Origin of the sequence: Cellulomonas algicola, assembly GCF_019024305.1 — a bacterium.
Taxonomy (GTDB): domain Bacteria; phylum Actinomycetota; class Actinomycetes; order Actinomycetales; family Cellulomonadaceae; genus Cellulomonas; species Cellulomonas algicola.
In genome coordinates this window covers 1-23,274 of sequence record NZ_JAHKSJ010000016.1, presented here as the reverse complement: position 1 = coordinate 23,274, position 23,274 = coordinate 1, and the positions used below count along the sequence as shown (strand labels likewise).

Here is a 23,274-nt window from a genome sequence, read left to right as displayed (position 1 = left end):
CTGAGGGTCCGGCCTGTTGCCGATGTCCTGCGACATCACAGCTGTGCGCCCGGAGGGACTCGAACCCCCAACCTTCTGATCCGTAGTCAGATGCTCTATCCATTGAGCTACGGGCGCGTGACCCTCGCGGGCCGTCCTGAACGATACAGGGACGACCGGCCAGTCCCCAAACCGGAAACACGTGACCCTCGGCACGCCGCGTCGTGGCTGGCAGGATCGCGGCCATGACGAGCACCGGACGGCTGGGCACGGGCGGCGGGCGGGTCGGGATGCGGGCCGACGTGCTGCGGCACGGTGACGGCCACGACGGCAGCCGCGTCGGGTACGTGGAGCTGTTCTTCGACCTCGTGTTCGTGTTCGCGGTGACGCAGCTGTCGCACCTGCTGATCGCGCACCCCGACGGCGAGCACCTGCTGCAGACGCTGATCCTCGGCTGGGCGATCTGGTGGCTGTGGATCGACACGACGTGGGTGACGAACTGGCTGGACCCCGAGCGGCTGCCGGTGCGGGCGATGCTCATCGTGCTGATGCTGCTGGGCCTGCTGATGTCGAGCGCGATCCCCGAGGCGTTCGGGGACAAGGCGCTGCTGTTCGCGGTGCCCTACGTGACGATCCAGGTCGGGCGGACTCTGTTCACGGCGTGGGCGATGGGCCGGCACTGGCCGGTCAACGCGGTGAACTTCGTGCGGATCACGATCTGGCTGTCGGTGTCGGGCGTGTTCTGGGTCGCGGGTGCGCTGCTGGAGGAGCAGCGGCTGCTGCTGTGGGCGGTCGCGGCCGTGATCGACATGGCGGGGCCACGGTCGATGTTCTGGGTGCCGGGCATGCGCGGGACGCACGCGTCGACGTGGGAGGTGCGCGGCGACCACATGGCCGAGCGCGTGGCGCTCTTCATGATCATCAGCCTGGGCGAGTCGATCATCGTGACCGGGACGGCGTTCGGGGACCTCGCGGTGACGCCCGTGACGGTCGTGGCGTTCCTCGCGGCGTTCGCGTCGACGGTCCTCATGTGGCTGCTGTTCTTCGACCGGTCGGAGCGGAAGGCCGCGGAGTACTTCGCGTCGCGCGACGAGACGGGGATGGTCGCGCAGACCGCGTACACCTACGTGCCGTTCCTGCTGGTCATGGGCATCGTGGCGACCGCCGTCGCGGACGAGCTCGTGCTCGCGCACCCCGAGGGGCACCACGGCGCGACCGACGGGTGGACGGCGTGGATCATGTGCGGCGCGGTGGCCGTCTACCTGCTCGGCAACGCGCTGTTCCGGCGGGCGACCGGCGGGCGCTGGTCCGTCTGGCACCTGGGCGGCGTGGCCGCGGCGCTCGCGCTCGTGCTGCTCGCGCCCGTCGTCACGCCGCTGACGCTGTCGTGGCTCGCGAACGCCGTGCTGCTGGCCGTCATCCTCGGCGACGTCCGCGCCGCCCGACGTGCGAAGGCCGCAGCCCGAGCCCGCGAGGGGGACCGGGCTGCGGCCTAGTCGTCGGGCCCGGGCGTGGCTGCCGACCGATGGCACCGACCGCCGAGCCGACCCGTCAGACCGCGTCGGCGAGCCTCGGGAACAGCCGCGCGACGAGGTCGTCGAGCGTCACGACGCCCGCGAACCGCGCGTCGTCCCGCAGCACGGCGAGGTGCTGCCGCTCCTCGCGCATCTGCGCGAGCGCCTCGTAGACGGGCGTCCCCGCGTCGAGCGTGAGCACCGGCCGGACGAGGTCGTCGACGGGCTCGTCGTCGCCGCGCACGAGGGTGTCGCGCACGTGCACGACGCCGGTGAGGGCGTCGCGCGCACCGACGAGCACGCGCAGGTGCCCGGTCTCCCGGGTCGCCGCGCGCACGTCCGCGGCGCTCGCGCCCGACGGCACGGCGGTGGGGTCGCGGTCGGAGCGCGCGAGGTCGCCGACCGTGAGCGTCTGCAGGTCCAGCGCGCCGGTGACCTGCGCGGAGTAGGCCGCGTCGAGCGCGCCGACGTTCGCGGAGTGCTCGACCAGGTGCCGCAGGTCGTCCGGGTTCTGCCCGCTCGCGACCGTGTCGGTCGGCTCCACGCCCACGCGACGCAGGCACCAGTTCGCGGCCTCGTTGAGCCCGCGCAGCAGCGGCCGCGTGAGCCACATGAACCCGCGCATGGGCAGGGCGAGCAGCGTCGCCGACGACTCAGGGTGCGCGATGGCCCACGACTTCGGCGCCATCTCCCCGACGACGAGGTGCAGGAACGTCACGACGACGAGCGCGAGCACGAACCCCGCGACGTCCGACGCCCACGCGGCCAGCCCCCACGACTCGAACAGCGGGGTCAGCCAGTGGTGCACGGCGGGCTTGGTGATCGCACCCAGCGCCAGGGTGCACGCGGTGATGCCGAGCTGCGCACCCGCGAGCAGGACCGTGAGCTCACCGGACGAGCGCAGCGCGGCGCGCGCCGAGCGGCTCGTCGGGGCGTCGTCCTCGAGGCGGTGCCGCTTGGCGGCGAGCGACGCGAACTCGACCGCGACGAAGAACGCCGACAGCGCGATGAGCGCGACGGTCACGACGGCGACGACGAGCGGGCTCATCGGGCCTCCTCCGACGTGGCGGCCGCGATCTCCGCGGCGGTGGGCGGCGGCTCGGCGGGCACGGTGACCCGGACCGTCGCGGGGACGTGGCGGTCGACCTCGAGCACGTCGACGCGCATCCACACCTCCTCGGCCCGGTCGGCGTGCGCGAGCTCGGCCGGGTCGGCGGGCAGCAGCACGAGGACGCTCGTGCCGACGGGCGGGAGCGCGCCGTGCGCCTCGATGACGAGGCCCGCGATGGTCTCGACGTCGCCGCGCGGCAGGTCGCGGCCGATCGCGCGCTCGACCTCGTCGAGGTGCACGTCGCCCGGCATGACCCAGGCGCCGTCGTCGAGGACGGGCGCGGCGCCCGTCTCCGGGTCGTGCTCGTCGGTGATCTCCCCGACGAGCTCCTCGGCGAGGTCCTCGACGGTGACGACGCCCGCGAGGCCGCCGTACTCGTCGAGCACGCACGCGAGCTGGTTGGTGCCGGTCAGCGCGCGCAGCGCGTCGGGCAGGGCCATGGACGTGGGCACGAGGACGGGCGGGCGCAGCAGCGTCGCGACGGGGGTGTCGTCGGGCTCGGTCGTCGCCAGGACGTCCTGGAGGTGCACGACGCCGAGGACGTCCTCGTCGTCGGACACGACGGGGTAGCGCGAGTGCCCGGTGCTCATGCGCAGGCGCAGGTCGCCGACGGTGTCGTCGGGACGCACGACGTCGACGCGCGAGCGCGGGATCATCGCGTGCTCCACGTCGCGCTCGGGGAAGTCGAGGATGCGGTCGAGCAGCACCGACAGCTCGGCCGGCAGGTCACCCGACTGCGCGGACTCGGCGACGATGTGCTCGAGGTCGCGGACGGTCGCGGAGTGCTCGACGTCGTGGACGGGCTCGATGCGCAGGACGCGCAGGAGCGCGTTCGACGCGGAGTCGAACACGCGGATCAGCCAGCCCATGACGCCCAGGTACAGCGTGGTCGACGCGGCGAGCGCGATCGCGACGGGCTCGGGGCGGGCGATCGCGAGGTTCTTCGGGAACAGCTCGCCGAACACCATCTGCACGAGCGTCGAGAACAGGAGCGCCAGCACGGTGCCGACCGCGATGCCGACGCCGGTGGGGATGCCGACGCCGCCCAGGGCCTCGCCGAGCGACTCACCGATCAAGGGCTCCGCGACGTACCCGACGAGCAGGCCCGTCACGGTGATGCCGAGCTGCGCGCCCGACAGCATGAACGACGTGCGCTTCGTGACCGCGAGCGCACGACGAGCGGCGGGGTCGCCGGCCGCGGTCCGCGCACCGAGGCGCGACCGGTCCACGGCCATGTACGCGAACTCCTGCGCCACGAACCAGCCCGTCGCCGCGGTGATCGCGAGCACCACGAGCATGCCGACGAGCAGGGACAGCACCCACATCTCAGCGCTCACCCACCCTCACCGGTCGTCGTCGTCGGTGGGGTGGGTAGGGACTACAGCCGCCGTCCATCTCTCTCCAGGTAGGGAACGTTCGCCTCGGCTCAACGATGCCGCAGCCCGGCGAGTTCCGCCGCACGGCCGTGACGCCCGCCACGGACGTGCGGCACGCGCGACGACCAGTGCTCAGTAGACGGCGGTGCTCTCCTCCTGGAGCCGCTGCTCCAGGTCGCGCGCCGCGGCCACGGGCCCGGCGACGACCGGCACGAGCGCGACGAGGAACGCCACGACGACCACGAGCCACCCCGCGGCTCCCAGCGCGGGCGCGCCCCGGAAGATCGCACGCCGGTAGTCGCGCACCGCACGCGACGCGAGCGCGACCGCGGCCAGCACGAGCAGCACCGAGAAGGTGTTGACGACCGCCCGCATCCAGAGGCTGACGAGCCCCGACAGGGCCAGCACGCCGAGCGCGAACCCGAGGAACCAGAACGCGGTGCGGCGCACGGCATACGCGTCCTCCAGCCGGTTGAGCTGGTAGGCCGCGCCCTGCGAGACGGTGTCGGCGAGGTTGAGCGAGTCGCCGAGGCGCGCCGGCACGAAGCCGAAGGTGGACGCCGGCGCGGCCGACGTGGCGACCGCCGGCGCGGCCGACGTCGCAACCGCCGGAGCGGCTGACGTCGCGACGGCCGGCGACCACGACGTCGACGCCACCGCCGGTCCGGGGGTTGCGACCGGTGCCACGGTCGCGTGCGCGCGGTCCGGGTCGGGCGTCGTCTGCTCCGTCCACCGCGCGCCGTCGAACCACCGGCGCACCCCCGGCGTCACGCCGTCGGGACACCAGCCGGGTGGGGCGAGCTCAGCGTCGGTCACCGCACGATCCTCGGTTCGCGCCGCGACGCGCGACACCGCCTCCGGGCGAATCACCCGGTCAGCCGCCCCGCTGCCGGTCTGGCCCGACGGCTTGGCCGCCGCGGCACGCGCCGCCGCGTCGGTGATGGGCTGCTGCTGGGCTCACACCCGTCGAATCCGCACCGAGCGGTCGAGGTGAAGGGCTCGATCGGGCGACCGGTCGTCCCTGTCATCGCCCGAAGACGAGGTACTCCTGCCGGTCGCCGTTGCCGGTCATGACACCGAGAGCGAGCCGGCCGGTCGGGGAGGCGATCCACTGGACCTGGTCGCCGGTGAGCCCCTCGGCGCCCGTGGGCGCCGGGGTCGGGGCCGGGCCCGGCACGACGACGTGCTCGTCGCCCGCGTCCCGCACGTGCACCGACCAGAGACGTTCGCCGCGGTAGGACAGGGCGTCCAGCTGCGTCCCGCCGGCCACGAGGATCACGCGCCCGTCGGTGAGAAGGCCGTTGATCGAGCTTCCGTCACCCGACGTCGCCACGCGCCACCGGACCCGGCCCGTGCGGGCGTCGACCGCCGCGACCTCGTCCGACGTCCGGACGACGACCAGGCCGTCGACGGCGATCGCGACCAGCACGTCCAGACCCGGCACCTCCCAGCGGACGGTGCCGTCCGATTCCCGGAGCCGCGCGACGGACCCGTCCGGCTCGGCGGAGGGCACGGCCGTGCCGCCACGGGTGCGCACGTAGCCGGGCGCGGCGGCCGAGCCCGTGAGCAGCGCGTCGCCGAGCGTCCCGTCGTCGAGGCCGACCCACTCGACGTGGTCGCCGTCGAACGGCACCTCGGACCCGTCCGGCCGCACGAGCATCGCCGGGACGTCGCCGCGGGGCTCGTCGCTCGCGAGCTCCGGGTCGTCGACCACGACGGCGCCGCTGCTCAGCAGCCGCGTCATCCCCCACCCTGTCCCGTCGTCGAGCGTCCGGAGCAGCGTCCCGTCGGTCGTCGACAGGAGCCACCCGGCATCGCCCACGGTGTCGGACACCAGCAGGCGCTCCTCGACGACCATGAGGTCGAGGAACGTCTGGTCGTCGGCGGGGCGGCGCGGCATCTCGAGCGTGCGCGTCCACAGGTGCGACCCGTCCCACCGCGAGGCGTCCAGCGTCAGGCGTGACCCGTCGAGGGTCCCGACCACCATGCCCCACGCGCCGGTGCCGAGCGCCGCCCCCACCGGCAGGTCGGTCCGTCGCACGACGTCCCCGTCGGAGGCGTCGACCTCCACCACGGCGGCGAGGTCCTGCCAGAGGCCGCTGTCGTCGGCGGTGGGGCGCTGCCAGCGGACCACGCACCGGGCGGTCGTGGCCTCCGGCACCTCCGGCTCCCAGCACCACCCGCCGGCGTCGGTCGCGCCCCCGACGGGCGCGGCGAACGCCGTGTCCCACACGACCTCCGCCGTCGCCGGGTCGATCGCGACCAGGTGCGCCTCCCGGCTCTGGGACGAGCCGGAGGTGCCGGTGACGAGGACGTCGGCCACGGGCGCTCCGCCGCCGAAGAAGGCGGACACGACCGGCGGGGCGCCGCCGTCCTCCCACGAGTACGAGCCCCGCACGAACACGGGGAACGCCGGGTCGACGGGGTCGAGAACGTACGGGACGTCCGCGAGCGCGGCCGCACGCGCGTCGTCCGCCGCCCGCACCCGCCGGTCGCTGACGACCTGGAAGCTCACGAGCCCGACGACGACCGCCGCGCCCGCGGCCAGCCAGCGCGGCCGGCGACGGACCCGGTCGAGGAGCGACGGCTCGGACGGCGACGCGGCCGCGGGCGCGTCGTCCGGCTCGACCAGCTCGACGTCGTCCATCGTCACGCGCCGGACGCTACCCGCCGGCCGCACGCCCGCGCTGGCCTTCGGCCGACCGGTCGTCGGTTCAGGGCGCGACGTAGAACGCGAGGTCGAACTCGCAGCCGTCGGGGGCGTAGTCGGTGCTGTCGGTGCTGCCGCTCCCGCCGCCGCCGAGCCGGATGTGGCCGCCGTCCGTGTAGCTCGTGCCGTCGTACGTGAGCGTCGTCCCGTCCCACGTCGTCCGCGGACGCTGGAAGACCGGCAACCATCGCTGGCCGAGCTCGTCGACGACCGTCAGGCACACGTCGGTGACGGACACCGTCCCCTCGAGGAGCGCCGCGTCACCACCGTCGGAGCTCGGCGTCACGTACGCGACCGGACCGCCCTCGACGACCCCGCTGCCACCCTCCTGCCCCGCGCACCCGCCGAGGGCGAGAAGCGCGGCGGCCGCGAGGGCCGGGCGTCGTCGCACCGGGGAGGCTGCGGAGCCCGCGTCAGGCCTGCGGGCCGGGCGCGGTCGGGGCGTCGGCCGGCGGCGTCGGGGAGGGCGCCTCGGGGGCCGTGGTCGTCCACGCGCCGCGCAGCGTCGCGAACGACCCGAGCGCGCCGAAGCCGACCGCCCACGCGAGGTCGCCGCCGTACTCGGGCAGGACCTCGGGCAGGACCGGCCAGAACCACGACCAGAAGTTCGGCTCGGTGAGGGCGTCCCATGTGCTGACGCCGCCCTCCTCGGCGACCGCGACCGCGGCGTCCCACGCGATGCCGCCGACGAACGCGAGCGCGAGGGTCACGACGGTGATCGCGAGGACGACGAGCGCGCCCGGGCGGCTCAGCCGGCCCGCGCCGAGCACGTACAGCTTGACGGCGACGAACGCGACGGCGGCGGCGACGATCGACGCGATGAAGCCGAAGCCCCAGATCACGACCCACGCGGCGATGCCGAGGGGGATCGTCGCGAGCGCGAAGAGGGCGCCGCGGCCGACGTTGCCGACGGGCGCGACGGCCGGCGGCTGGACGGGCGGGGCGGACGGGACGACGTGGTCGGACATGCCGGTCTCCTTGCTCGAGCCCGGGCTGTCCGGGGTGGTCGGCGCACAACGTAGTGGCGCGCGGCGCGCGGGCGAGGCCAGATCCGTGCGGGGTCACCCGTCCGGATGACAGCGGGGTCGGTCCGGGCGGTCGCGGCCACGGCGGAACCCGTGCCCGCCGGATGCGGGGCGTCCCGGCCGGGGTGAGCATGGCCGGGACGGTCCAGCCACGCGCCGTGCCCACGGGCACCGCCCCCGGCGCCCGTCGACCCGAAGGAGCGCCATGCGCGCCGTCGTCTACGAAGGACCCCGCAAGGTCACCGTCCGGGACGTCCCCGACGCCCGCGTCGAGCAGCCCACCGACGCCGTGATCCGCCTGACCACGACCAACGTCTGCGGCTCCGACCTGCACATGTACGAGGGCCGGACGAGCGTCGAGGAGGGGACGGTCCTCGGGCACGAGAACATGGGCGTGGTCGAGGAGGTCGGCCCCGCGGTGACGCGCATCAAGGCCGGCGACCGCGTGAGCGTCCCGTTCAACATCGCGTGCGGCACGTGCCGGAACTGCCTGCACGGGTGGACGTCCTACTGCCTGCGGACCAACCCGACGGAGGGTGTCGACGGCGCCGCGTACGGCTACGCGAACATGGGCCCCTACCCGGGCGGGCAGGCCGAGTACCTGCGCGTCCCGTACGCGGACGCCAACCTGCTCGAGCTGCCGCAGGGCCGCGACCACGAGGACGACTTCGCGATGCTCAGCGACATCTTCCCGACGGGCTGGCACGGCACCGCGCTCGCGGGCGTGACCGCGGGCGACGACGTCGCGGTGTTCGGCGCGGGTCCCGTCGGGCTCATGGCGGCGCACGCGGCGCTCATCCAGGGGGCGGCGCGGGTGTTCGTCGTCGACAAGGAGCTCGACCGGCTGCGGCTCGCCGAGGAGATCGGTGCGCAGGCCGTCGACCTGACCGCGGGCGGCCCCGTCGAGCAGATCATGGACGCGACGCTCGGCCGCGGGGTCGACTGCGGCGTCGAGGCCGTCGGCTACCAGGCGCACGACGCCTCGGGGCAGGAGCACCCCGAGCTCGTCCTCGACAACCTCGTCGAGGTCGTCCGCTCGACCGGCGGGATCGGCGTCGTCGGCGTGTACGTGCCGGAGGACCCGGGCGCCACCACCGAGCTCGCGCAGCAGGGCCGCATCCCGTTCCAGTTCGGGGCCGCGTTCACCAAGGGCCTGCACATCGGGACCGGCCAGGCGCCCGTCGCCCGGTACAACCGGCAGCTGCGCGACCTGATCGTCGCCGGGCGCGCGCGGCCGTCGTTCCTGGTCTCGCACCACCTGGGTCTCGACGAGGCGCCCGACGCCTACGCGCACTTCGACGCGCGCGACGACGGCTGGACGAAGGTGCTGCTCAACCCCGGCGCCTGACACCGGCGACGCCGGTCACCTCGTGGCTACGGAGTCGTGCCGTCGTCCTCCCCCGCCCGCGCCGGCGCGGGCGGGGACGAGGTCCCGGGCGCAGACCGCCGGCTCCCGTGGGGCCGCGGTCGTGTCCGGCGCGGTGCGGCGCGCGAGCGCCCGGCACGTGTCGACGGCGTCCTCGAGGAGTGCGACGAGCGCGTCGTCCGCGTCGGGCAGCGCGGCGACGGTGGCGACCGAGACCTCGACGACCCGGCGCGCCAGCCCGCGGACGCGCCGCGGCGCACCCATCGCGCGCGTGAACCGCTCGGCCCACGCGACGTCCCCCGCGGGCACGGTCGCGAGCAGCGCGGTGGTCGCGGGACGGCGACGCGCGGGCGGTCGAGCGTCGGGTGCCGCGAGCAGGTGGTCGAGGGTGAGCACGGCGACGACCAGGTCACGCCGGTCGGCCGGGCGCGCCCGCCGCAGCGCGTGGCGCACGGCGACGGACGCGACCTCCAGCGCCCAGGTCGCGTCGTCGCCACGCACGACCACGAGCGTCGGCACGAGGTGCGCGAGCGCCGTCCGGGCGCGGTCACCCACCAGGTCGTTGACCGACCGGGTCAGGTGCGCGAGGAGCGGGTCGGTGCACGCCGGGTGGTCGCTCCACCGTTCACCGGCGAGCAGGCTCGCCCACTCCATGGCGCAGCCGCCGTCGCGCGGGTGCCGATGACGTCCGGCGGACAGGACCGGCAGGGCGTCAGGGAACGCGGACGAGTCCACCACGCCGACCACCTCCGAGCGAGCGGGATCTCGTCAGTGTCCGTCCGCCCGCTACGCGTGGCAAGGACACCCGAGGTGCCCGACGGACCGGCGGCGGCCGCCGGCCCGACCTACGCTCGGGATCCGGGCGATCCGCTCGACCACGACGTCGGACCAGAGGAAGACAGCATCCATGCAGACTCGCAGCATCGGCGACCGCCAGGTCAGCGCGCTCGGCCTCGGCGGCATGCCCATGTCGATCGAGGGCCGCCCCGACGAGGAGCGCTCGATCGCCACGATCCACGCGGCGCTCGACGCCGGCGTGACGCTGATCGACACGGCGGACGCCTACCACCGCGACGCGGACGAGGTCGGGCACAACGAGGAGCTCATCGCGCGCGCCCTGCGCGCCTGGGGCGGTGACGCGTCGGAGGTCCTGGTCGCGACCAAGGGCGGCCACCTGCGTCCCGGGGACGGCACGTGGACGAAGAACGGCGACCCCGACTACCTGAAGTCGGCCGCGAAGGAGTCCGCGCGGCGGCTCGGCGTCGAGGCGATCGGCCTGTACCAGTTCCACCGCCCCGACCCCGCGGTGCCCTACGCCGACTCGGTCGGCGCGATCCGCGACCTGCTCGACGCAGGCGTCATCCAGATGGCCGGCATCTCGAACGCCGACCCGGCACAGATCCGGGAGGCGGACGAGATCCTCGGCGGTCGGCTGGTCAGCGTGCAGAACCAGTTCTCGCCGCGGTTCCGCTCGTCGCTCCCCGAGCTCGAGCTGTGCGCGGAGCTCGGCATCGCGTTCCTGCCGTGGAGCCCGCTCGGCGGCATCTCCCTCGCGCGGTCCGGCGAGCTCGGCGCGGAGTACACCGCGTTCCTCGACGTCGCGGCCGACCACGGGGTCTCGCCGTTCCAGGTGACGCTCGCGTGGGAGCTCGCGCTCGCGCCGGTCGTCATCCCCATCCCGGGGGCGTCGCGTCCGGAGTCGATCCGGGACTCGGCCGCCGCGGCCGCGCTGACCCTCACGCCCGACGAGGTCGCGCGGCTCTCCGCCGCGGGCGCCTGACCCGCGACCACCAGCCGGCGACCGCGACCGGCACGGCGCTCGACCTCGGGCGACGTGCCGGTCGGTCGCCAGGCACGTCGCCGGGGACAGCGACGCCCGCCCGGAGAGACCCGGACGGGCGTTCGGAACGACCGCTGACGGCAGCGACGGGCACTGCCTGGAGCGGAGACGGTGGGATTTGAACCCACGGAAGGGTTGCCCCTTCACGACCTTAGCAGGGTCGCGCACTAGACCTGGCTATGCGACGTCTCCAAGTGCAGCACAGGGTACCTGCCGTGCTGACCGGGCGGCAAAGCGTGCGCTGACCAGCACCGGGACCGGCCGTCGGACCGCTGCTCACGGGTGTCGGTGGCTGTGCCGATACTCCTCCTCGTGAGCATCACCTCCGGAACCCGGGGTCGACGCCGGACCCTCGTCGCCCTGCTCGGCGCCGCCCTCCTCGCCGCGACCGCGGCTTGCGAGCCGCTCGACGCGACCAGTCCCGCGGCGGGCTCGGTCGAGGACGACGAAGGGCTCCACGCCGACGCGGCCGCCGGGCTCGCCGCACCGGAGTCCGCGCCGACGACCGACACGACGGCGACGCTCGACGCGGCCCGCGGGCAGTCGGCGCTCGTCGCGCTCGGGCTGCTCGAGGTCAAGGGTCGCGCGCCGAAGACCGGGTACGACCGCGACCTGTTCGCGTACCGGGGCGTCGACCTCGACGGCAACGGCTGCGACACCCGCAACGACGTGCTGCGGCGCGACCTCACGGCCGTGACGCTCAAGCCCGGGACGCAGGACTGCGTCGTGCTGTCGGGCACGCTCGCGGACCCGTACTCGGGCACGTCGATCCCGTTCGTGCGCGGGGAGTCGACGTCGGCGGACGTGCAGATCGACCACGTCGTCGCGCTGTCCGACGCGTGGCAGAAGGGCGCCCAGCGGCTCGACGACGCCGCCCGGCAGCGGCTCGGGAACGACCCGCTCAACCTGCTCGCGGTCTCGGGGCCGCTGAACACGCAGAAGGGCGACGGCGACGCGGCGACGTGGCTGCCGCCGAACACGGCCTACCGGTGCGCGTACGTCGCGCGCCAGGTGGCCGTGAAGTACGCGTACGGCTTGTGGGTCACGGCCGCCGAGCGGGACGCGATCGCGGGAGTGCTCGCGTCGTGCCCGGACGAGCCGCTGCCCGCGGGGTCGACGCTGCCGCCCGAGCGCGTGGCCCCGGCGCCCGTCGACCCGGCGCCCGTCGACCCGGCCCCCGTCCCCGCTCCGGCGCCCGGCGGCGGCGTCCCGGCGAACCCGGGCAACGCGGTGAACTGCGGGGACTTCGCGACGTGGTCCGAGGCGCAGGCATGGTTCGAGACGTACCTGCCCCACTTCGGCGACGTCGCGGAGCTCGACGGGGACGACAACGGCGTCGCGTGCGAGCGGCTGCCCGGCGCGCCCTGACGACGCGGCTCGACCGTGCCCGCCGCGCGCTGACGACGCGCGGCTCCCCGGTGCGCGGACGCCGACGGCATCCGGCTCGAGGCGCCTGCCGGGCACCGGCGGCCCGCGCGACCGGCCGTGCGCGGGTCAGCGCTCGAAGGCCCACACGCGGTCGGTGAGCATGCGCGCGACGGCGAGGCCGATCGACAGGGCGACGACGACCAGCGCGGCCTGCACGCCGTACGCGAGCGCGGACGTCGTCTGCCCGTCGGACAGGTGGAACACGGCGCGGTAGGCGGTGACACCGGGGACCATGATCACGACGGCGGGCACGGAGATCGTGATGCGCGGGACACCCAGCCGCGGTGCGACGACGGCCGCGAGCAGCCCGACCAGGAGCGCGACGAGCGCGGCGGCGGCCTGCACGACGACGCCCGTGTCGACGAGCTCGAGCCGGACGACGTTGGCGACCATGCCGACGGTCGCGGCACCCACGGCCATGCGCCACGGGCTGTTGAACATGAGCGCGAACCCGAGCACGCCGAGGAACGACGCGACGAACCGCAGCGCGAGCAGCAGGCCGCTGTCGAGTCCGAGCGGGGGCGGCGGGTCGGGCTGGAGACCGACGATGCTCGACACGCCCCAGACCGCGAGCGCGGCCGACGTGAGGATCATGAGCGCGTAGACGAGCCGCGCGACACCGGCCGAGAAGTCGAGCTTGGCGAGGTCCAGCGCGCCCGTGACCAGCGCGAACCCGGGGATGAGGAACAGGACCGCGGAGACGTACCCGGCCTCGTGCCGCACGCCGATCGCGCCGACCCCGTGCAGCACGGTGACGAACCCCAGGTACGTGAACGCACCGAGCGCGGCCGCGAGCATCGTCACGCCGAACTGGTTGTAGCCGCGGTGCAGGAGCGCCCGTCGCAGCGCCTGTCCGAGCGACGCCCCGACGAAGACCCCGATCACCTCGACCGGGCCGCCGTTGTTGAGGAACGCGAAGGCCGCGCACGCGATCCCGGACCACAGCGCGTTGAGCAGCGCCGGGTAGAGGGGCGCGCGGGCGGCGATGTCGTCGAGCGCGGCGGTGGCCTCCTCGACGGTCGTCTCGACGCCGTCGCGCAGCTTGCGGTCCTCCAGGCGGGACACGAGCGCCTCGAGCCGCGACAGCCGGTCGGCGTTGATGCCGACGGACCGCACCTCGGTGACCTCGGTGCGGAACGACCGGCCCCGGTGCGACGTCGCCGTGATCTCGGTGAGCGTCACGTGCGCCTCGTGCCGGTCGATCCCGAGCGCGCGGGCCATGCGGGCCATCGACGCCTTGACGCGGTATGACCCGGTGCCCGCCGACAGGCTCAGCCGGCCGACGCGCAGCGCGACGCCCGAGCGGCGGATGAGCTCGAGCTCGTCGTCGTCGGGTTCCGTGGGCACGAGGCCATCATGGCCGGTCAGGGGCCCCCGGTCGCCCGGGACCGTCGTCCCGGTCGAGGGTCCCGGGCGTGTGCCGCTCGTCACCGTGCGGCCGGTCGCCGGCCCGGCGCCGCCGCCAGCCGTGCGGCCGGTCGTCGGCCCGTCGCGGCCGCCAGCCGTCCGGGGTCGCCGCCGCCTCGACGCCACGGCTCACGACGAGGGCCACGGCCAGGCCGACGGCGAGCGCGCTCGCGTGGCCGACGTCGGTGAAGGTCCGCAACCACACGCCGGGCAGCACCCACACGGCGACCAGCAGGGCGAGGTACCACCACCGCCAGCGGCGCGGGACCCGCGCGACCAGCACGCCCGTGACGCACGCGACCACGTAGCTCACCCCGACGTCGTCGGCACCGGCGAGCGCGGGCGACAGCCACCCGCGCGCGATGCCCGTCGTGAGCACCGCCCCGACCACCAACGACGGGACGACCTGGCCTGCCGCGATCACCAGGAGCGTCGCGACGCGGCCCAGCCACCGCTGCGTGTACGCGACCGCCACGACCAGCGACACCACGAGCACGAGGTTCGACGGGTGCGGCAGCACGAGGCCGCTCAGGACGAGCGACTCGACCGGCCGCGCACGCATGTTGTCGAGGTTGCCGCTCGCGTGCGCGGTGATGGCGTCGACCGTCTCGTCGGGCAGGAACACCATGACGAGCGCACCGAGCGCCACGAGCCCGCCGTAGACGAGCGCGACGTCCGACCGGCCGACGGTCCCTCCGACGTCCCGCAGCACCGACCGGGCGAGGTCGCGTGTCATGGCCGGCTCGTCACGACCGGGCGCGCTCACCGGCCGCGGCCTTCACGGCGACCTCCTCGACGCGCGCCGCGCGGGTCGCGGGCCGCTTCGCGTCGACCAGCCACACCAGGTGCAGCCGCTTCACCGAGCGCGGATAGCCGTCCCACGTCTCCCGGGCGCCCGGGTGCGCGTCGAACGCGGCGGCCAGGTCCGGCGGGACGACGAGCGCCTCCACGTCGTCGAGCAGCGTCCACGACCCGTCGGCCTTCGCGGCGTCGACGACGGCCGTGCCCGCGGGGAGCATCCGCCCCTCGGCCTCGAGCCGGACCAGCCGCTCCTTGTTGGTGCGCGCCCACCCGGAGCCGGGCTTGCGGCGTGCGAACCACTGCGCCGTCCGCTCCTCGTCGAGGGACCGCTGCGTCGCGTCGATCCAGCCGACCGTGAGCGCCTCCTCGACGGCGGCCTCGTACGGGACGGACGGCCGGCCCGTGGACCGGCGCCACGACACGAGCCACACGCCCGTCTCCGTCGCGTGGTGCGCGACCAGCCAGTCCCGCCACTCCTCGACCGTCTCGACGTGCAGCTGCGGCGCGTCCTTCTGACCCGTCATGGGCCTGATTGTCCCCTCCCGGTCCGGCACCGGCGCGACTACGGTGACGGGCATGCTGCTGCTGGCCGAGGAGACGTCGCTGCTGCTCACCGACCCGGTCACCGGGCGGCCCCTCACCTCCGGCGAGCGGGTGGGCCTCGCGGCGGCCGGCGCGGTCCTCGTCGAGCTCGTGCTGTCCGGCCACGTCGACATCGCCGGACCGGGCCACCCGCTCGTCGCCCCGGGCCGCGTCGCAGTGCGGCCCGTCCCCGCGACCGGCGACCCCGTCCTCGACGAGGCGCTGCACCGGCTCGCGCTCGACGCGCGGCCCCGCAGGCCCCAGGAGGTCCTGCCGCGGCTCGCGAAGGGGCTGCGCGACGCGCTGCACGACCGGCTCGCCGCCTCCGGCATCCTGCGCGCCGAGCCCGTGCGGGCTCTCGGCATCACCTGGACGACCCGCTGGCCGGCCGTCGACCCGGCCGGGCCGAGCGCCGCACTGCGCCTTCGACTCCGCGAGGTGGTCGTCGGGTCCCGCGCGCCCGACGCCCGCGACGCGACGCTCGTCGCGGTCGTCCACGCGGTCGGCCGGGTGCCGGACGTCGTGGGCGACCTCGGGCTCTCCCGCGGCGAGGTCCGGCGGCGCGCCGCGGCGGTCGCGGACGGCCAGGTCGGCGGCGAGGCGGTGCGTCGCGCCATCGCCGCCGCGGAGGCCGTGACCGCCGCGGTGGCCGCGGCGACGGCCGCGTCGGTCGTCGCGACGACGTCGAGCAGCTGACCCTGCCGTCAGGGGCCGTCGAGGTCCGCGAGCGCCTCCTCGGCCCGTTCGACCGCGCGCGTCGCGTCCGCCTCGGCGCGCTCGGCGTGCCGCAGGTCCCGCTGCGCGGACGTGACGTCCTTCTCGCGCGTGTGCAGCGTGGACGCCGCGCGGGTCTCGGCCTCGTCGGCGCGGGTCGACGCCTTCTGCGCCGCGGCGAGCCGGTGCCGCAGCTCGACGAGCGCGGCGTTGAGGTCGTCGACCTCCTGCCGCGCGTCGGTGGCCGCCTGCTCGGCGTCGGCGGCGGCCTGCTGCTGCTCGTCGCGTTCCCGGGTCGCGTCGTCGAGCTGCTCGCGCGCGCTGCGCAGCGCGTCGGCGGCCTCCTCGCGCGCGCGCCGGGCGTCCGCGACGGCGTCCTCGCGCTCGCGCCGGCGGCGCCGGTCGGCGGCGGACTCGCGCGGTTCGTGCTCCGGTTCCGGCTCGGGCGGTTCGACGACGCGCAGGTGCGCGCGGCTCCGCGAGGGGCTCTTCCTCGGGGAGGGGCCCTGCTCGCCGGCGTCGGACGCGCGCGGCGTCGACGCCCGCGGCGCGCGGGACGGGGTCTCGACGGGCTCACCCGGCGCGATCCCGCCGAACCCCACGAACTCCCGCCCGGCCGTGAGGCGCCCCGACGTCACGTCACGCGCGATGCCCGGGTCGGCGAGCGCGGCGGTGAGCGTCGCGTCGACCTCCTGCGCGACCGCGTCGCCCACCTTGTGCCCGGCCTGCCGGCCGAGCGCCTTGGCACGGCCGACCAGCGACGTCACGAGCGCACGACGCTGCCGTGAGAGGTCGCGCATGCCCGCGCCGTCGAGCGAGCGCTCGGCCTCCCGCAGGCTGTCGCCGAGCGCGACGAGCTGGTCCGCGAGCCCCGGGACGTCGCGGAGCAGCGCGTTGACGAGCCACGCCGCGACGGTGGGCTTGCGCAGCGCCGTGATGTCGGCGGCGAGGTCCCGGTCGCCCGCCGCCCGTGCCTCCTTGGCGGCGGCGTCACGGCGCGCGACGAACTGGTCCGGTGGCGCGCCGTAGAGGTCGTCGGCGACGTCGTCGAGGTCCACCGGTCAGCCTTCCGCGGCACGCGGGGGCTGCTCCGACGTGCCCGTGGGCCGGGGGTCCGGCGCGGACGCGTCGGCATCGGCCCTCGGCTGCCCGTCGAGCGCGAACCGGACGGTCCGTCGCGCCGTCGACGCCTCCGTGAGCCGTACGCGCACGTGCTGCCCGACGGGCAGGTCCGTGCCTTCCACGCGTGCCCGCACGACGGGGTCGCGCAGCTGCACGACCCCCGACGTGCGGTCGTCGTGCGCGTCGACGACGACCCCGTCGAACACGTCGCCCACGCGCCCGGTCAGCAGCGCGGCCTCGAGCAGGTCGAGGCACCCGCGCTCGTACTCGTTGGCGCGCCGGTCGCCGCCCGCCATGAGCCCGGGCAGGTCGGGCAGCGCGGACCGCACCCAGTCCGGCACGTCGTTCCCGGCCACGAGCGCGACGCACGTCTCGCCGACGAACCGGTCGACGAGCCGCCGCAGCGGCGCGGTCGTGTGCGCGTACGGGGCCGCGAGCGCGGCGTGCTGCTCCTGCGCGGGCACCTCACCGTCGAACGCGACGTACGCGGCACCGCGCAGCAGCGTCGTCGCCTCGGTGAGCAGCGCGGCGTGCGCGGGGACCCCCGCGTCGAGGCCGCGGACGACGTCGCCGACGGCCGCCCCGTCGGGCCACGGGACGTCGAGCGCGTCCGCCGCGCGCCGCAGCCGGGCCTCGTCGCGCGGGTCGGCCGGAGGCAGCGTGCGCAGGACACCGATGCGGCCGTCGAGCATGAGCTGCGCGGCGCACAGGCCGGTGAGCAGCGAGATCTGCGCGTTCCACTCCTCGGCGTCGAGCGTCGAGCGGCTCACGAGCGCCCAGTGGCCGTCGACCCGCTGCACCTCCTGCTCGGGCGTGGGCAGCGTGATCCCGCCGCGGGCACGCTCGGCGACCTGCCGGAGCCGGCCGACGTCGCGCAGCAGCGCGAGGGTCCCGTCGGCGGTGCCCGCGTCGTACGCCTGCTGCACCTCGTCGTACGTGAGCTGCGCGCGCGAGCGGACCCGGGAGCGACGCACGTCGACGGCCGTGGGCGCCCCGGCCGAGTCGAGGTCGATCGTCCACAGCAGCGCGGGCACGTCCTGGTCGGGCAGCAGGCTCGCGGCACCCTCCGACAGCGCGGGCGGGTGCAGCGGCGTGCGGCCGTCGGGCGCGTACAGGGTGACGACGCGGCGGCGCGCCTCGGTGTCGACCGCGCCGCCGGGCCGCACCCACGTCGCGACGTCCGCGATCGCGTACCGGACGCGGAACCCGTCGCCGCGCCGCTCGATGTGCACCGCCTGGTCGAGGTCGCGCGAGCCGGGCGGGTCGATCGTCACGAACGGCACGTCGGTCGCGTCGGGCAGGTCGGACGGCGCCCCGGCGGCGGCGGCGGACTCCGCCTCCGCGACGACGTCCGCCGGGAACGCGTCCGGGACGTCGAGCTGGTCGCGCAGGTCGGCGAGGCCGCGCTCGACGTCCGCGTCGACGGCGTCCGCGGAGCGTGCGACGGCCGGCGGCGGGGCGAGGTGGACGCGGCGTCGGGGCACCTCGCGAGCGTAGGACGGTCCCGTCGGTCCCGCAGCGCCGTCGCGCGGTGACCTGCGACGACGACCAGGCGTCGCGCCCTCGACGAGGTGTGCCGGCGGGGTGTCCCGACGGACGCCGACCGCCCTAGGCTGCCCGCCATGACCGTGCCGCACGAGGCCGCGCCCGGGGACACGGGCGCGAGCCGCACGCCGGTCTCCGCCGCACGCCCGGCAGGTCTGCGCGGGTGGGCGGGCCGCGCCGTCCTCGGGCTGCTCCGGGCGTCGCTGCTGGTGAGCCCCCGCCCGACGGTCCTGCTGGTGCGTCGCCAGTTCGCCCGCGGCGTCGTCGAGCGCACCACCCGGCTCGACGCGCAGGCACCCGCGGGCGTCGCCGCGGTCCTCGACGAGCGCTACGGTCCGGGCGCCGACGAGGTCCTCGACGTGTTCCACCCGGACGACGCGACCGGGCCGCTCCCGACCGTCGTCTGGACGCACGGCGGCGCGTTCGTCGGCGGCACGAAGGACGAGCTGCGCGGCTGGTTCCGGCTGCTCGCGAGCCACGGCGTCACCGTCGTCGCGCCGCGGTACACGCGCGCCCCCGAGGCGCGGTACCCGACGCCCGTCCGGCAGGTGACCGCGGCGCTGCGGCACGTGCAGGAGCACGCCGCGCGGTTCCACGTGGAACCGTCGCGCCTCGTCCTCGCGGGCGACTCGGCGGGCGCGCAGATCAGCGCCCAGGTCGCGACGCTCACGACCGTGCCGTCCTACGCGCGCACCCTCGGCGTCGCGCCGACCGTGCACCCGGCCCAGCTGCGCGGCGTCCTGCTGTGCTGCGGCGTGTTCGACCTCGCCCGGCTCGACCCGCGGTCACCGCTGCGGGACGTGCTGCGCGCGTGCGGCTGGGCGTACAGCGGCGACCGCCGCTTCCTCGACGACGAGGCGTTCCTGTCGTCGATGTCGGTGGGGCGGCACGTGACCGCGGCCTTCCCGTCGACGTTCGTCACGGTCGGCAACGCCGACCCGCTGCGGGGGCAGTCCGTCGCGCTCGCGGCGACGCTGGAGGGGCACGGCGTCGACGTCGAGACCCTGTTCTTCCCGGACGCCCACACGCCCGCGCTGCCGCACGAGTACCAGTTCGAGCCCGGCAGCGCCGACGCGGACGCCGCGCTCGACCGCCTCGTGCGGTTCGTGCGTCGCTGCACCGCCTGACGACCCGCCCGACGCCGCGCGTCCCCGAGCCCACGCCGGGCTCCGGGGACCGTCCCGCGAGGACGGCGTGCCCCGTCGCGAGTCCCGGCGAGGAGCGCCCGTCCCGGCGCTCGCCGGTCTCGTCCGCACGGGCGACATCGCTCGCTCCGGTTGCAGGCGCGGCCACCGCGCCGCACGATCACGTCGCCACCCGCCCCGTGGCAGCCACGCGAACCGGAGGGCCGTCCCACGATCCCCGTGCTCCTCGACCCCGTCCCGCCCACGCGGGACCGCGGCGACGTCGACGTCCCCCGGACCGTCGACGACGCGCTCGCCGCCGTGCGCACGTGGTCCGACGACCTCGTCCCCGGCACGGGCGGCACCGCTCGGCTCTGGGAGCTGCTCGGGACGCTGGCTGCCTCCGACCTCGCCGTCGCGCGCGCGGTCGAGCCGCACCTCGACGCGCGGGCGATCCTCGGCCAGGCCGCCGTGCGGCCCACGGTGGCGCGCGACGACGCCACGTGGGGTGTGTACGCCGCCGAAGGGCCCGGCGTCCGGCTCGACGCGGTCGAGGACGACGACGGCTGGCGGCTGCGCGGCGTCAAGCCGTGGTGCTCGCTCGCCGACCGGCTCGACGCGGCGCTCGTGACGGCCCACCTGCCCGACGGCGGACGCGGGCTGTTCGCGGTCGCGCTGCGCGGCTCCGGCGTCACGCGCGGCGACGAGCCGTGGGCCGCCCGCGGGCTCGTCGAGATCCCCAGCACGTCCGTCCGGTTCGACGACGTCCCCGCCGAGCCCGTCGGCGCACCCGGCTGGTACCTCACGCGACCCGGGTTCTGGTGGGGCGGGATCGGCGTCGCCGCGTGCTGGTACGGCGGCGCGGTCGGGCTCGCCCGGCGCCTGCACGCCGGTGTCCGCGGGAAGGACGCCGCGCTGCTCCACGCGCACCTCGGCGCGGTCGACGAGGGGCTGCAGTCCGCGCGACGTGCGCTCGCCGAGGCCGCGGCCCTGGTCGACGCCGGCACGCTCGACGCCGAGGCGGGCCGGCTGCTCGCCAAGCGCGTGCGCGCGACCGTCGCGCGCGTGTGCGAGGACGTCGTGACGCGGGTCGGGCACGCGCTGGGTCCCGCGCCGCTCGCGCTCGAGCCCGAGCACGCCAAGCGCGTCGCCGACCTGCAGGTCTACGTGCGGCAGCACCACGCCGAGCGCGACGACGCGTCCCTGGGCGCCGCGCTCGCCGCGAGCGGCGAGGCACCGTGGTGACCCGCGACGCGACAGCCCCGACGACGGGCGACGCCTCGGGCCGGGCGGGTGCGCAGGCCGAGCCCGACGACCGCGTCACCTCCGCGCGGGCGGCGGCGAGGCACGACGTGCTCGACCGTCGCGACGACGCCGCGGGTGCAGCGCCCGGACAGGACCTGCTCGACCGTCGCGACGACGCCGCGGGCGCAGCGCCCGGACGGGTCGTGTTCGACGGCCAGGACGCCCCCGCGGCCTCGCGCGACGCCTGGGCCGCCGACGCCCGGTGGGCCGACCTGCCCGCGTTCGCACTCCCGGCGGGCCGGACGGTGGTCGTCGCCGCGCACCCCGACGACGAGTCGCTCGCGGTCGGCGGGCTGGTCGCGGAGCTCGCCGCGCGCGGCACCCCGCCGGAGGTCGTCGTCCTGACGGACGGCGCCGCGTCGCACCCCGGTTCCCCGACCGTGAGCCGCGAGGAGCTCGCGGCCCGCCGCGCCGACGAGGTGCGCACGGCGGTCGGCGTCCTGTCCCCGGCGTCGCCCGTGACGCTGCTCGGCCACCCCGACGGCGGCCTGCGGGAGGTGCGCGCGGACGTCGAGGCCGCCCTGCGCCGCCTGCTCGGCACGGACCCGGTCGACACGCTCCTCGTCCCGTGGCGCGGCGACGGCCACCGCGACCACCGCGTCGCGGGCGAGATCGGCGCCGCGCTCGCGCGCGAGACGGGGGCGCGGCTCGTCGAGTACCCGTTGTGGATGTGGCACTGGGCGACGCCGGACGACCCGCGCGTGCCGTGGGACCGGATGCAGCTCGTCGACCTCGCCGACGGGTCCGTCGTCCGCCGGCACCGCGCCGTCGCGGCGCACCGCTCGCAGGTGCACCCGCTGTCCGACGACCCCCGCGACGCGGCCGTGGTGTCGCCCGACCTGCTCGCCGCGCTCGACCGTGACGTCGACGTCCTGGTCGTCGACGACCCGTCGGCGACGACGTTGCGGCAGCAGTACTTCGACGCGACGTACGCGCGCCGCGACGACCCGTGGGGTTTCGAGGACCGCTGGTACGAGGAGCGCAAGCGTGCCGTGACCCTCGCGGCGCTGCCCGACGCCCGCCACGGCCGGGTGCTCGAGGTCGGCTGCTCGATCGGCGTCCTCACCGCGGACCTCGCGGCGCGCAGCGACGAGCTGCTCGCGGTCGACGTCGCCCCCGCCGCGGTCGCCCGGGCCCGCGAGCGCGTCGCGTCGGCCGGACACGTGCGCGTCGAGGTCGCGGACGTCACCGACGGCGTGCCGGACGGCCCGTGGGACCTCGTCGTGCTGTCCGAGGTCGGGTACTACCTGTCCCGTGCGGACCTGCTCCGGACGGCCCGCGCGCTGCGCGCGTCGCTCGCACCGGGCGGCACGGTCGTGGCCGTGCACTGGCGGCACCCCGTCGCCGACTACCCCCTGACCGGCGACGAGGTCCACCGCGTGCTGCGCCGCGCGCTCGACCTCGCGCCGCTGGTCCGTCACGAGGAGGCTGACTTCGTGCTCGACGTGCTCGCCGCCGACCCGCGGTCCGTGGCCCGACGGACGGGGCTCGTATGAGCGTCCGTCACGTCGCGGTCGTCATCCCGGCACGCGACGAGCAGGACCTCGTCGGGCGGTGCCTCGCGTCCGTGTCGGCGGCCGCGCACCGGCTCCCGTCCGACGTGACCGTCGACGTCGTCGTCGTGCTCGACGGCTGCGTCGACGGCACCGCGGAGGTCGTCGCGTGCTTCCCGGCCGTCCGGACGGTCGTGACGCGCGGCGGGAACGTCGGGCGGGCGCGGGCCGCCGGGGTGCGTGCCGCCCTCGACCAGGTCCGCGGTGACCTGGCCGACGTGTGGGTGGCGTGCACCGACGCCGACTCGGAGGTGCCGGACGGCTGGCTGACCGACCACCTGCGCCTCGCCGACGCGGGCGCCGACGTGGTCGTCGGGACGGTCCGCCCGGACCCCCGCGACCTGCTGCCGGACGAGGTCGTGCAGTGGCAGGTCACGCGCGTGCCGGGGCGGCCGAACGGGCACGTGCACGGCGCGAACCTCGGTGTCCGGGCGAGCGCGTACGTCGCCGCCGGGGGCTTCGCGCCGCGCCGGGAGCACGAGGACGTCGGGCTCGTCGCGGCGCTGCACGCGGCAGGGGCGCGGATCGTCGCGTCGGACGTCGTCGACGTGCTGACGTCGGGTCGGCGCGAGGGCCGGTCGCCGGGCGGGTACGCGGGCTACCTCACGACGCGCTTCCCGCGGTCCGCGTCCCGGCCCGCCGACGTGGACCGGCCGGGGCTCGACCCGGTCGGCGCCGACGTTCCCGCGTCGGACCGGGTCACCGACCCGGCGACGCTGCTCGTCGCGGCGGACTGAGAGGTCCGCCCGATGCTGCGGGCCGACGGACCGCT

General features: G+C 76.1%; 21 protein-coding genes and 2 tRNA genes. 9 read left to right on the top strand and 14 right to left on the bottom strand.

Annotation, left to right across the window (positions count from 1 at the left end):
- Nucleotides 1–44: 44 nt before the first annotated feature.
- Nucleotides 45–117 (bottom strand) — tRNA-Arg (locus KOV94_RS13370).
- A 107-nt stretch (nt 118–224) separates the two neighbouring features.
- Here KOV94_RS13370 and KOV94_RS13365 point away from each other — a divergent pair.
- Nucleotides 225–1,475, top strand: a complete 1,251-nt coding sequence (locus KOV94_RS13365; RefSeq protein ID WP_218052309.1) for a low temperature requirement protein A — start codon at nt 225–227, stop codon at nt 1,473–1,475.
- 55 nt (nt 1,476–1,530) lie between these two features.
- Here the strand turns inward: KOV94_RS13365 and KOV94_RS13360 are convergent, their stop codons facing one another.
- The 6 genes from KOV94_RS13360 to KOV94_RS13335 form a co-directional block, all read right to left on the bottom strand.
- Complete coding sequence (locus tag KOV94_RS13360; RefSeq protein ID WP_124341957.1) at nt 1,531–2,541, bottom strand: hemolysin family protein; 1,011 nt, start codon at nt 2,539–2,541, stop codon at nt 1,531–1,533.
- Nucleotides 2,538–3,929 carry a hemolysin family protein gene (locus KOV94_RS13355; RefSeq protein WP_124341970.1) on the bottom strand — a complete coding sequence of 464 codons (1,392 nt, stop codon included), beginning with the start codon at nt 3,927–3,929 and terminating at the stop codon, nt 2,538–2,540. Before KOV94_RS13355 ends, KOV94_RS13360 begins: the two co-directional genes overlap by 4 nt.
- 183 nt (nt 3,930–4,112) lie before the next feature.
- On the bottom strand, nt 4,113–4,796 hold the full coding sequence (locus tag KOV94_RS13350; RefSeq protein WP_218052308.1) for a DUF2510 domain-containing protein: 684 nt from the start codon (nt 4,794–4,796) through the stop codon (nt 4,113–4,115).
- 208 nt (nt 4,797–5,004) lie between these two features.
- Nucleotides 5,005–6,627, bottom strand: coding sequence for an outer membrane protein assembly factor BamB family protein (locus KOV94_RS13345; protein ID WP_225916664.1), 1,623 nt, complete (start codon nt 6,625–6,627; stop codon nt 5,005–5,007).
- 67 nt (nt 6,628–6,694) lie between these two features.
- Entirely contained in the window at nt 6,695–7,081 is a 387-nt protein-coding gene (locus tag KOV94_RS13340; protein ID WP_124341960.1) for a hypothetical protein, read from the bottom strand.
- A 22-nt stretch (nt 7,082–7,103) separates the two neighbouring features.
- Nucleotides 7,104–7,658: a hypothetical protein gene (locus tag KOV94_RS13335; protein WP_124341961.1), complete on the bottom strand. Its 555-nt coding sequence runs from the start codon at nt 7,656–7,658 to the stop codon at nt 7,104–7,106.
- Between the two features lie 262 nt (nt 7,659–7,920).
- Here KOV94_RS13335 and KOV94_RS13330 point away from each other — a divergent pair, with 262 nt between their 5' ends.
- Nucleotides 7,921–9,063: a glutathione-independent formaldehyde dehydrogenase gene (locus KOV94_RS13330; RefSeq protein WP_124341962.1), complete on the top strand. Its 1,143-nt coding sequence runs from the start codon at nt 7,921–7,923 to the stop codon at nt 9,061–9,063.
- A 15-nt stretch (nt 9,064–9,078) separates the two neighbouring features.
- Here the strand turns inward: KOV94_RS13330 and KOV94_RS13325 are convergent, their stop codons facing one another.
- Complete coding sequence (locus tag KOV94_RS13325; protein WP_218052306.1) at nt 9,079–9,819, bottom strand: hypothetical protein; 741 nt, start codon at nt 9,817–9,819, stop codon at nt 9,079–9,081.
- Nucleotides 9,820–9,988: 169 nt separating this feature from the next.
- Here KOV94_RS13325 and KOV94_RS13320 point away from each other — a divergent pair, with 169 nt between their 5' ends.
- On the top strand, nt 9,989–10,861 hold the full coding sequence (locus KOV94_RS13320) for an aldo/keto reductase (protein WP_124341964.1): 873 nt from the start codon (nt 9,989–9,991) through the stop codon (nt 10,859–10,861).
- Between the two features lie 163 nt (nt 10,862–11,024).
- Here KOV94_RS13320 and KOV94_RS13315 read toward each other — a convergent pair.
- Nucleotides 11,025–11,113: transfer RNA gene (locus KOV94_RS13315), tRNA-Ser, on the bottom strand.
- 120 nt (nt 11,114–11,233) lie between these two features.
- On the opposite strand from KOV94_RS13315, the gene KOV94_RS13310 reads away from it, so the two are divergent.
- Nucleotides 11,234–12,289 (top strand): HNH endonuclease family protein, encoded by a 1,056-nt coding sequence (locus KOV94_RS13310; RefSeq protein WP_372449471.1) that lies wholly within the window; start codon nt 11,234–11,236, stop codon nt 12,287–12,289.
- Nucleotides 12,290–12,415: 126 nt separating this feature from the next.
- Here the strand turns inward: KOV94_RS13310 and KOV94_RS13305 are convergent, their stop codons facing one another.
- The 3 genes from KOV94_RS13305 to KOV94_RS13295 are packed head-to-tail and all read right to left on the bottom strand — an operon-like array spanning nt 12,416 to nt 15,081.
- On the bottom strand, nt 12,416–13,696 hold the full coding sequence (locus KOV94_RS13305; protein ID WP_218052305.1) for a threonine/serine exporter family protein: 1,281 nt from the start codon (nt 13,694–13,696) through the stop codon (nt 12,416–12,418).
- 7 nt (nt 13,697–13,703) lie between these two features.
- Nucleotides 13,704–14,492, bottom strand: coding sequence for a rhomboid-like protein (locus tag KOV94_RS13300; RefSeq protein ID WP_218052304.1), 789 nt, complete (start codon nt 14,490–14,492; stop codon nt 13,704–13,706).
- A gap of 10 nt (nt 14,493–14,502) precedes the next feature.
- Nucleotides 14,503–15,081: a YdeI/OmpD-associated family protein gene (locus tag KOV94_RS13295; RefSeq protein WP_124341968.1), complete on the bottom strand. Its 579-nt coding sequence runs from the start codon at nt 15,079–15,081 to the stop codon at nt 14,503–14,505.
- A gap of 52 nt (nt 15,082–15,133) precedes the next feature.
- Between KOV94_RS13295 and KOV94_RS13290 the strand changes: the two genes are divergently transcribed.
- Complete coding sequence (locus tag KOV94_RS13290) at nt 15,134–15,835, top strand: GOLPH3/VPS74 family protein (RefSeq protein ID WP_218052303.1); 702 nt, start codon at nt 15,134–15,136, stop codon at nt 15,833–15,835.
- An 8-nt stretch (nt 15,836–15,843) separates the two neighbouring features.
- Here KOV94_RS13290 and KOV94_RS13285 read toward each other — a convergent pair whose 3' ends face one another.
- Both KOV94_RS13285 and KOV94_RS13280 read right to left on the bottom strand, forming a co-directional pair.
- A complete protein-coding gene (locus KOV94_RS13285; protein ID WP_218052302.1) occupies nt 15,844–16,911 on the bottom strand; it encodes a hypothetical protein in 1,068 nt (355 codons plus the stop codon).
- A 3-nt stretch (nt 16,912–16,914) separates the two neighbouring features.
- A complete protein-coding gene (locus KOV94_RS13280; protein ID WP_218052301.1) occupies nt 16,915–18,459 on the bottom strand; it encodes an RNB domain-containing ribonuclease in 1,545 nt (514 codons plus the stop codon).
- 138 nt (nt 18,460–18,597) lie between these two features.
- On the opposite strand from KOV94_RS13280, the gene KOV94_RS13275 reads away from it, so the two are divergent.
- From KOV94_RS13275 to KOV94_RS13260, 4 genes are all read left to right on the top strand, one after another.
- The gene (locus KOV94_RS13275) at nt 18,598–19,647 is read left to right on the top strand and encodes an alpha/beta hydrolase (RefSeq protein ID WP_218052300.1); all 1,050 of its coding nucleotides are present in this window, start codon (nt 18,598–18,600) and stop codon (nt 19,645–19,647) included.
- Nucleotides 19,648–19,884: 237 nt separating this feature from the next.
- Complete coding sequence (locus tag KOV94_RS13270; RefSeq protein ID WP_308160536.1) at nt 19,885–20,889, top strand: acyl-CoA dehydrogenase family protein; 1,005 nt, start codon at nt 19,885–19,887, stop codon at nt 20,887–20,889.
- Nucleotides 20,883–22,445 (top strand): PIG-L family deacetylase, encoded by a 1,563-nt coding sequence (locus tag KOV94_RS13265; RefSeq protein WP_218052299.1) that lies wholly within the window; start codon nt 20,883–20,885, stop codon nt 22,443–22,445. The genes KOV94_RS13270 and KOV94_RS13265 overlap by 7 nt, the downstream gene beginning before the upstream one ends.
- Nucleotides 22,442–23,239: a glycosyltransferase family 2 protein gene (locus KOV94_RS13260; protein ID WP_218052298.1), complete on the top strand. Its 798-nt coding sequence runs from the start codon at nt 22,442–22,444 to the stop codon at nt 23,237–23,239. Before KOV94_RS13265 ends, KOV94_RS13260 begins: the two co-directional genes overlap by 4 nt.
- Nucleotides 23,240–23,274: the final 35 nt, after the last annotated feature.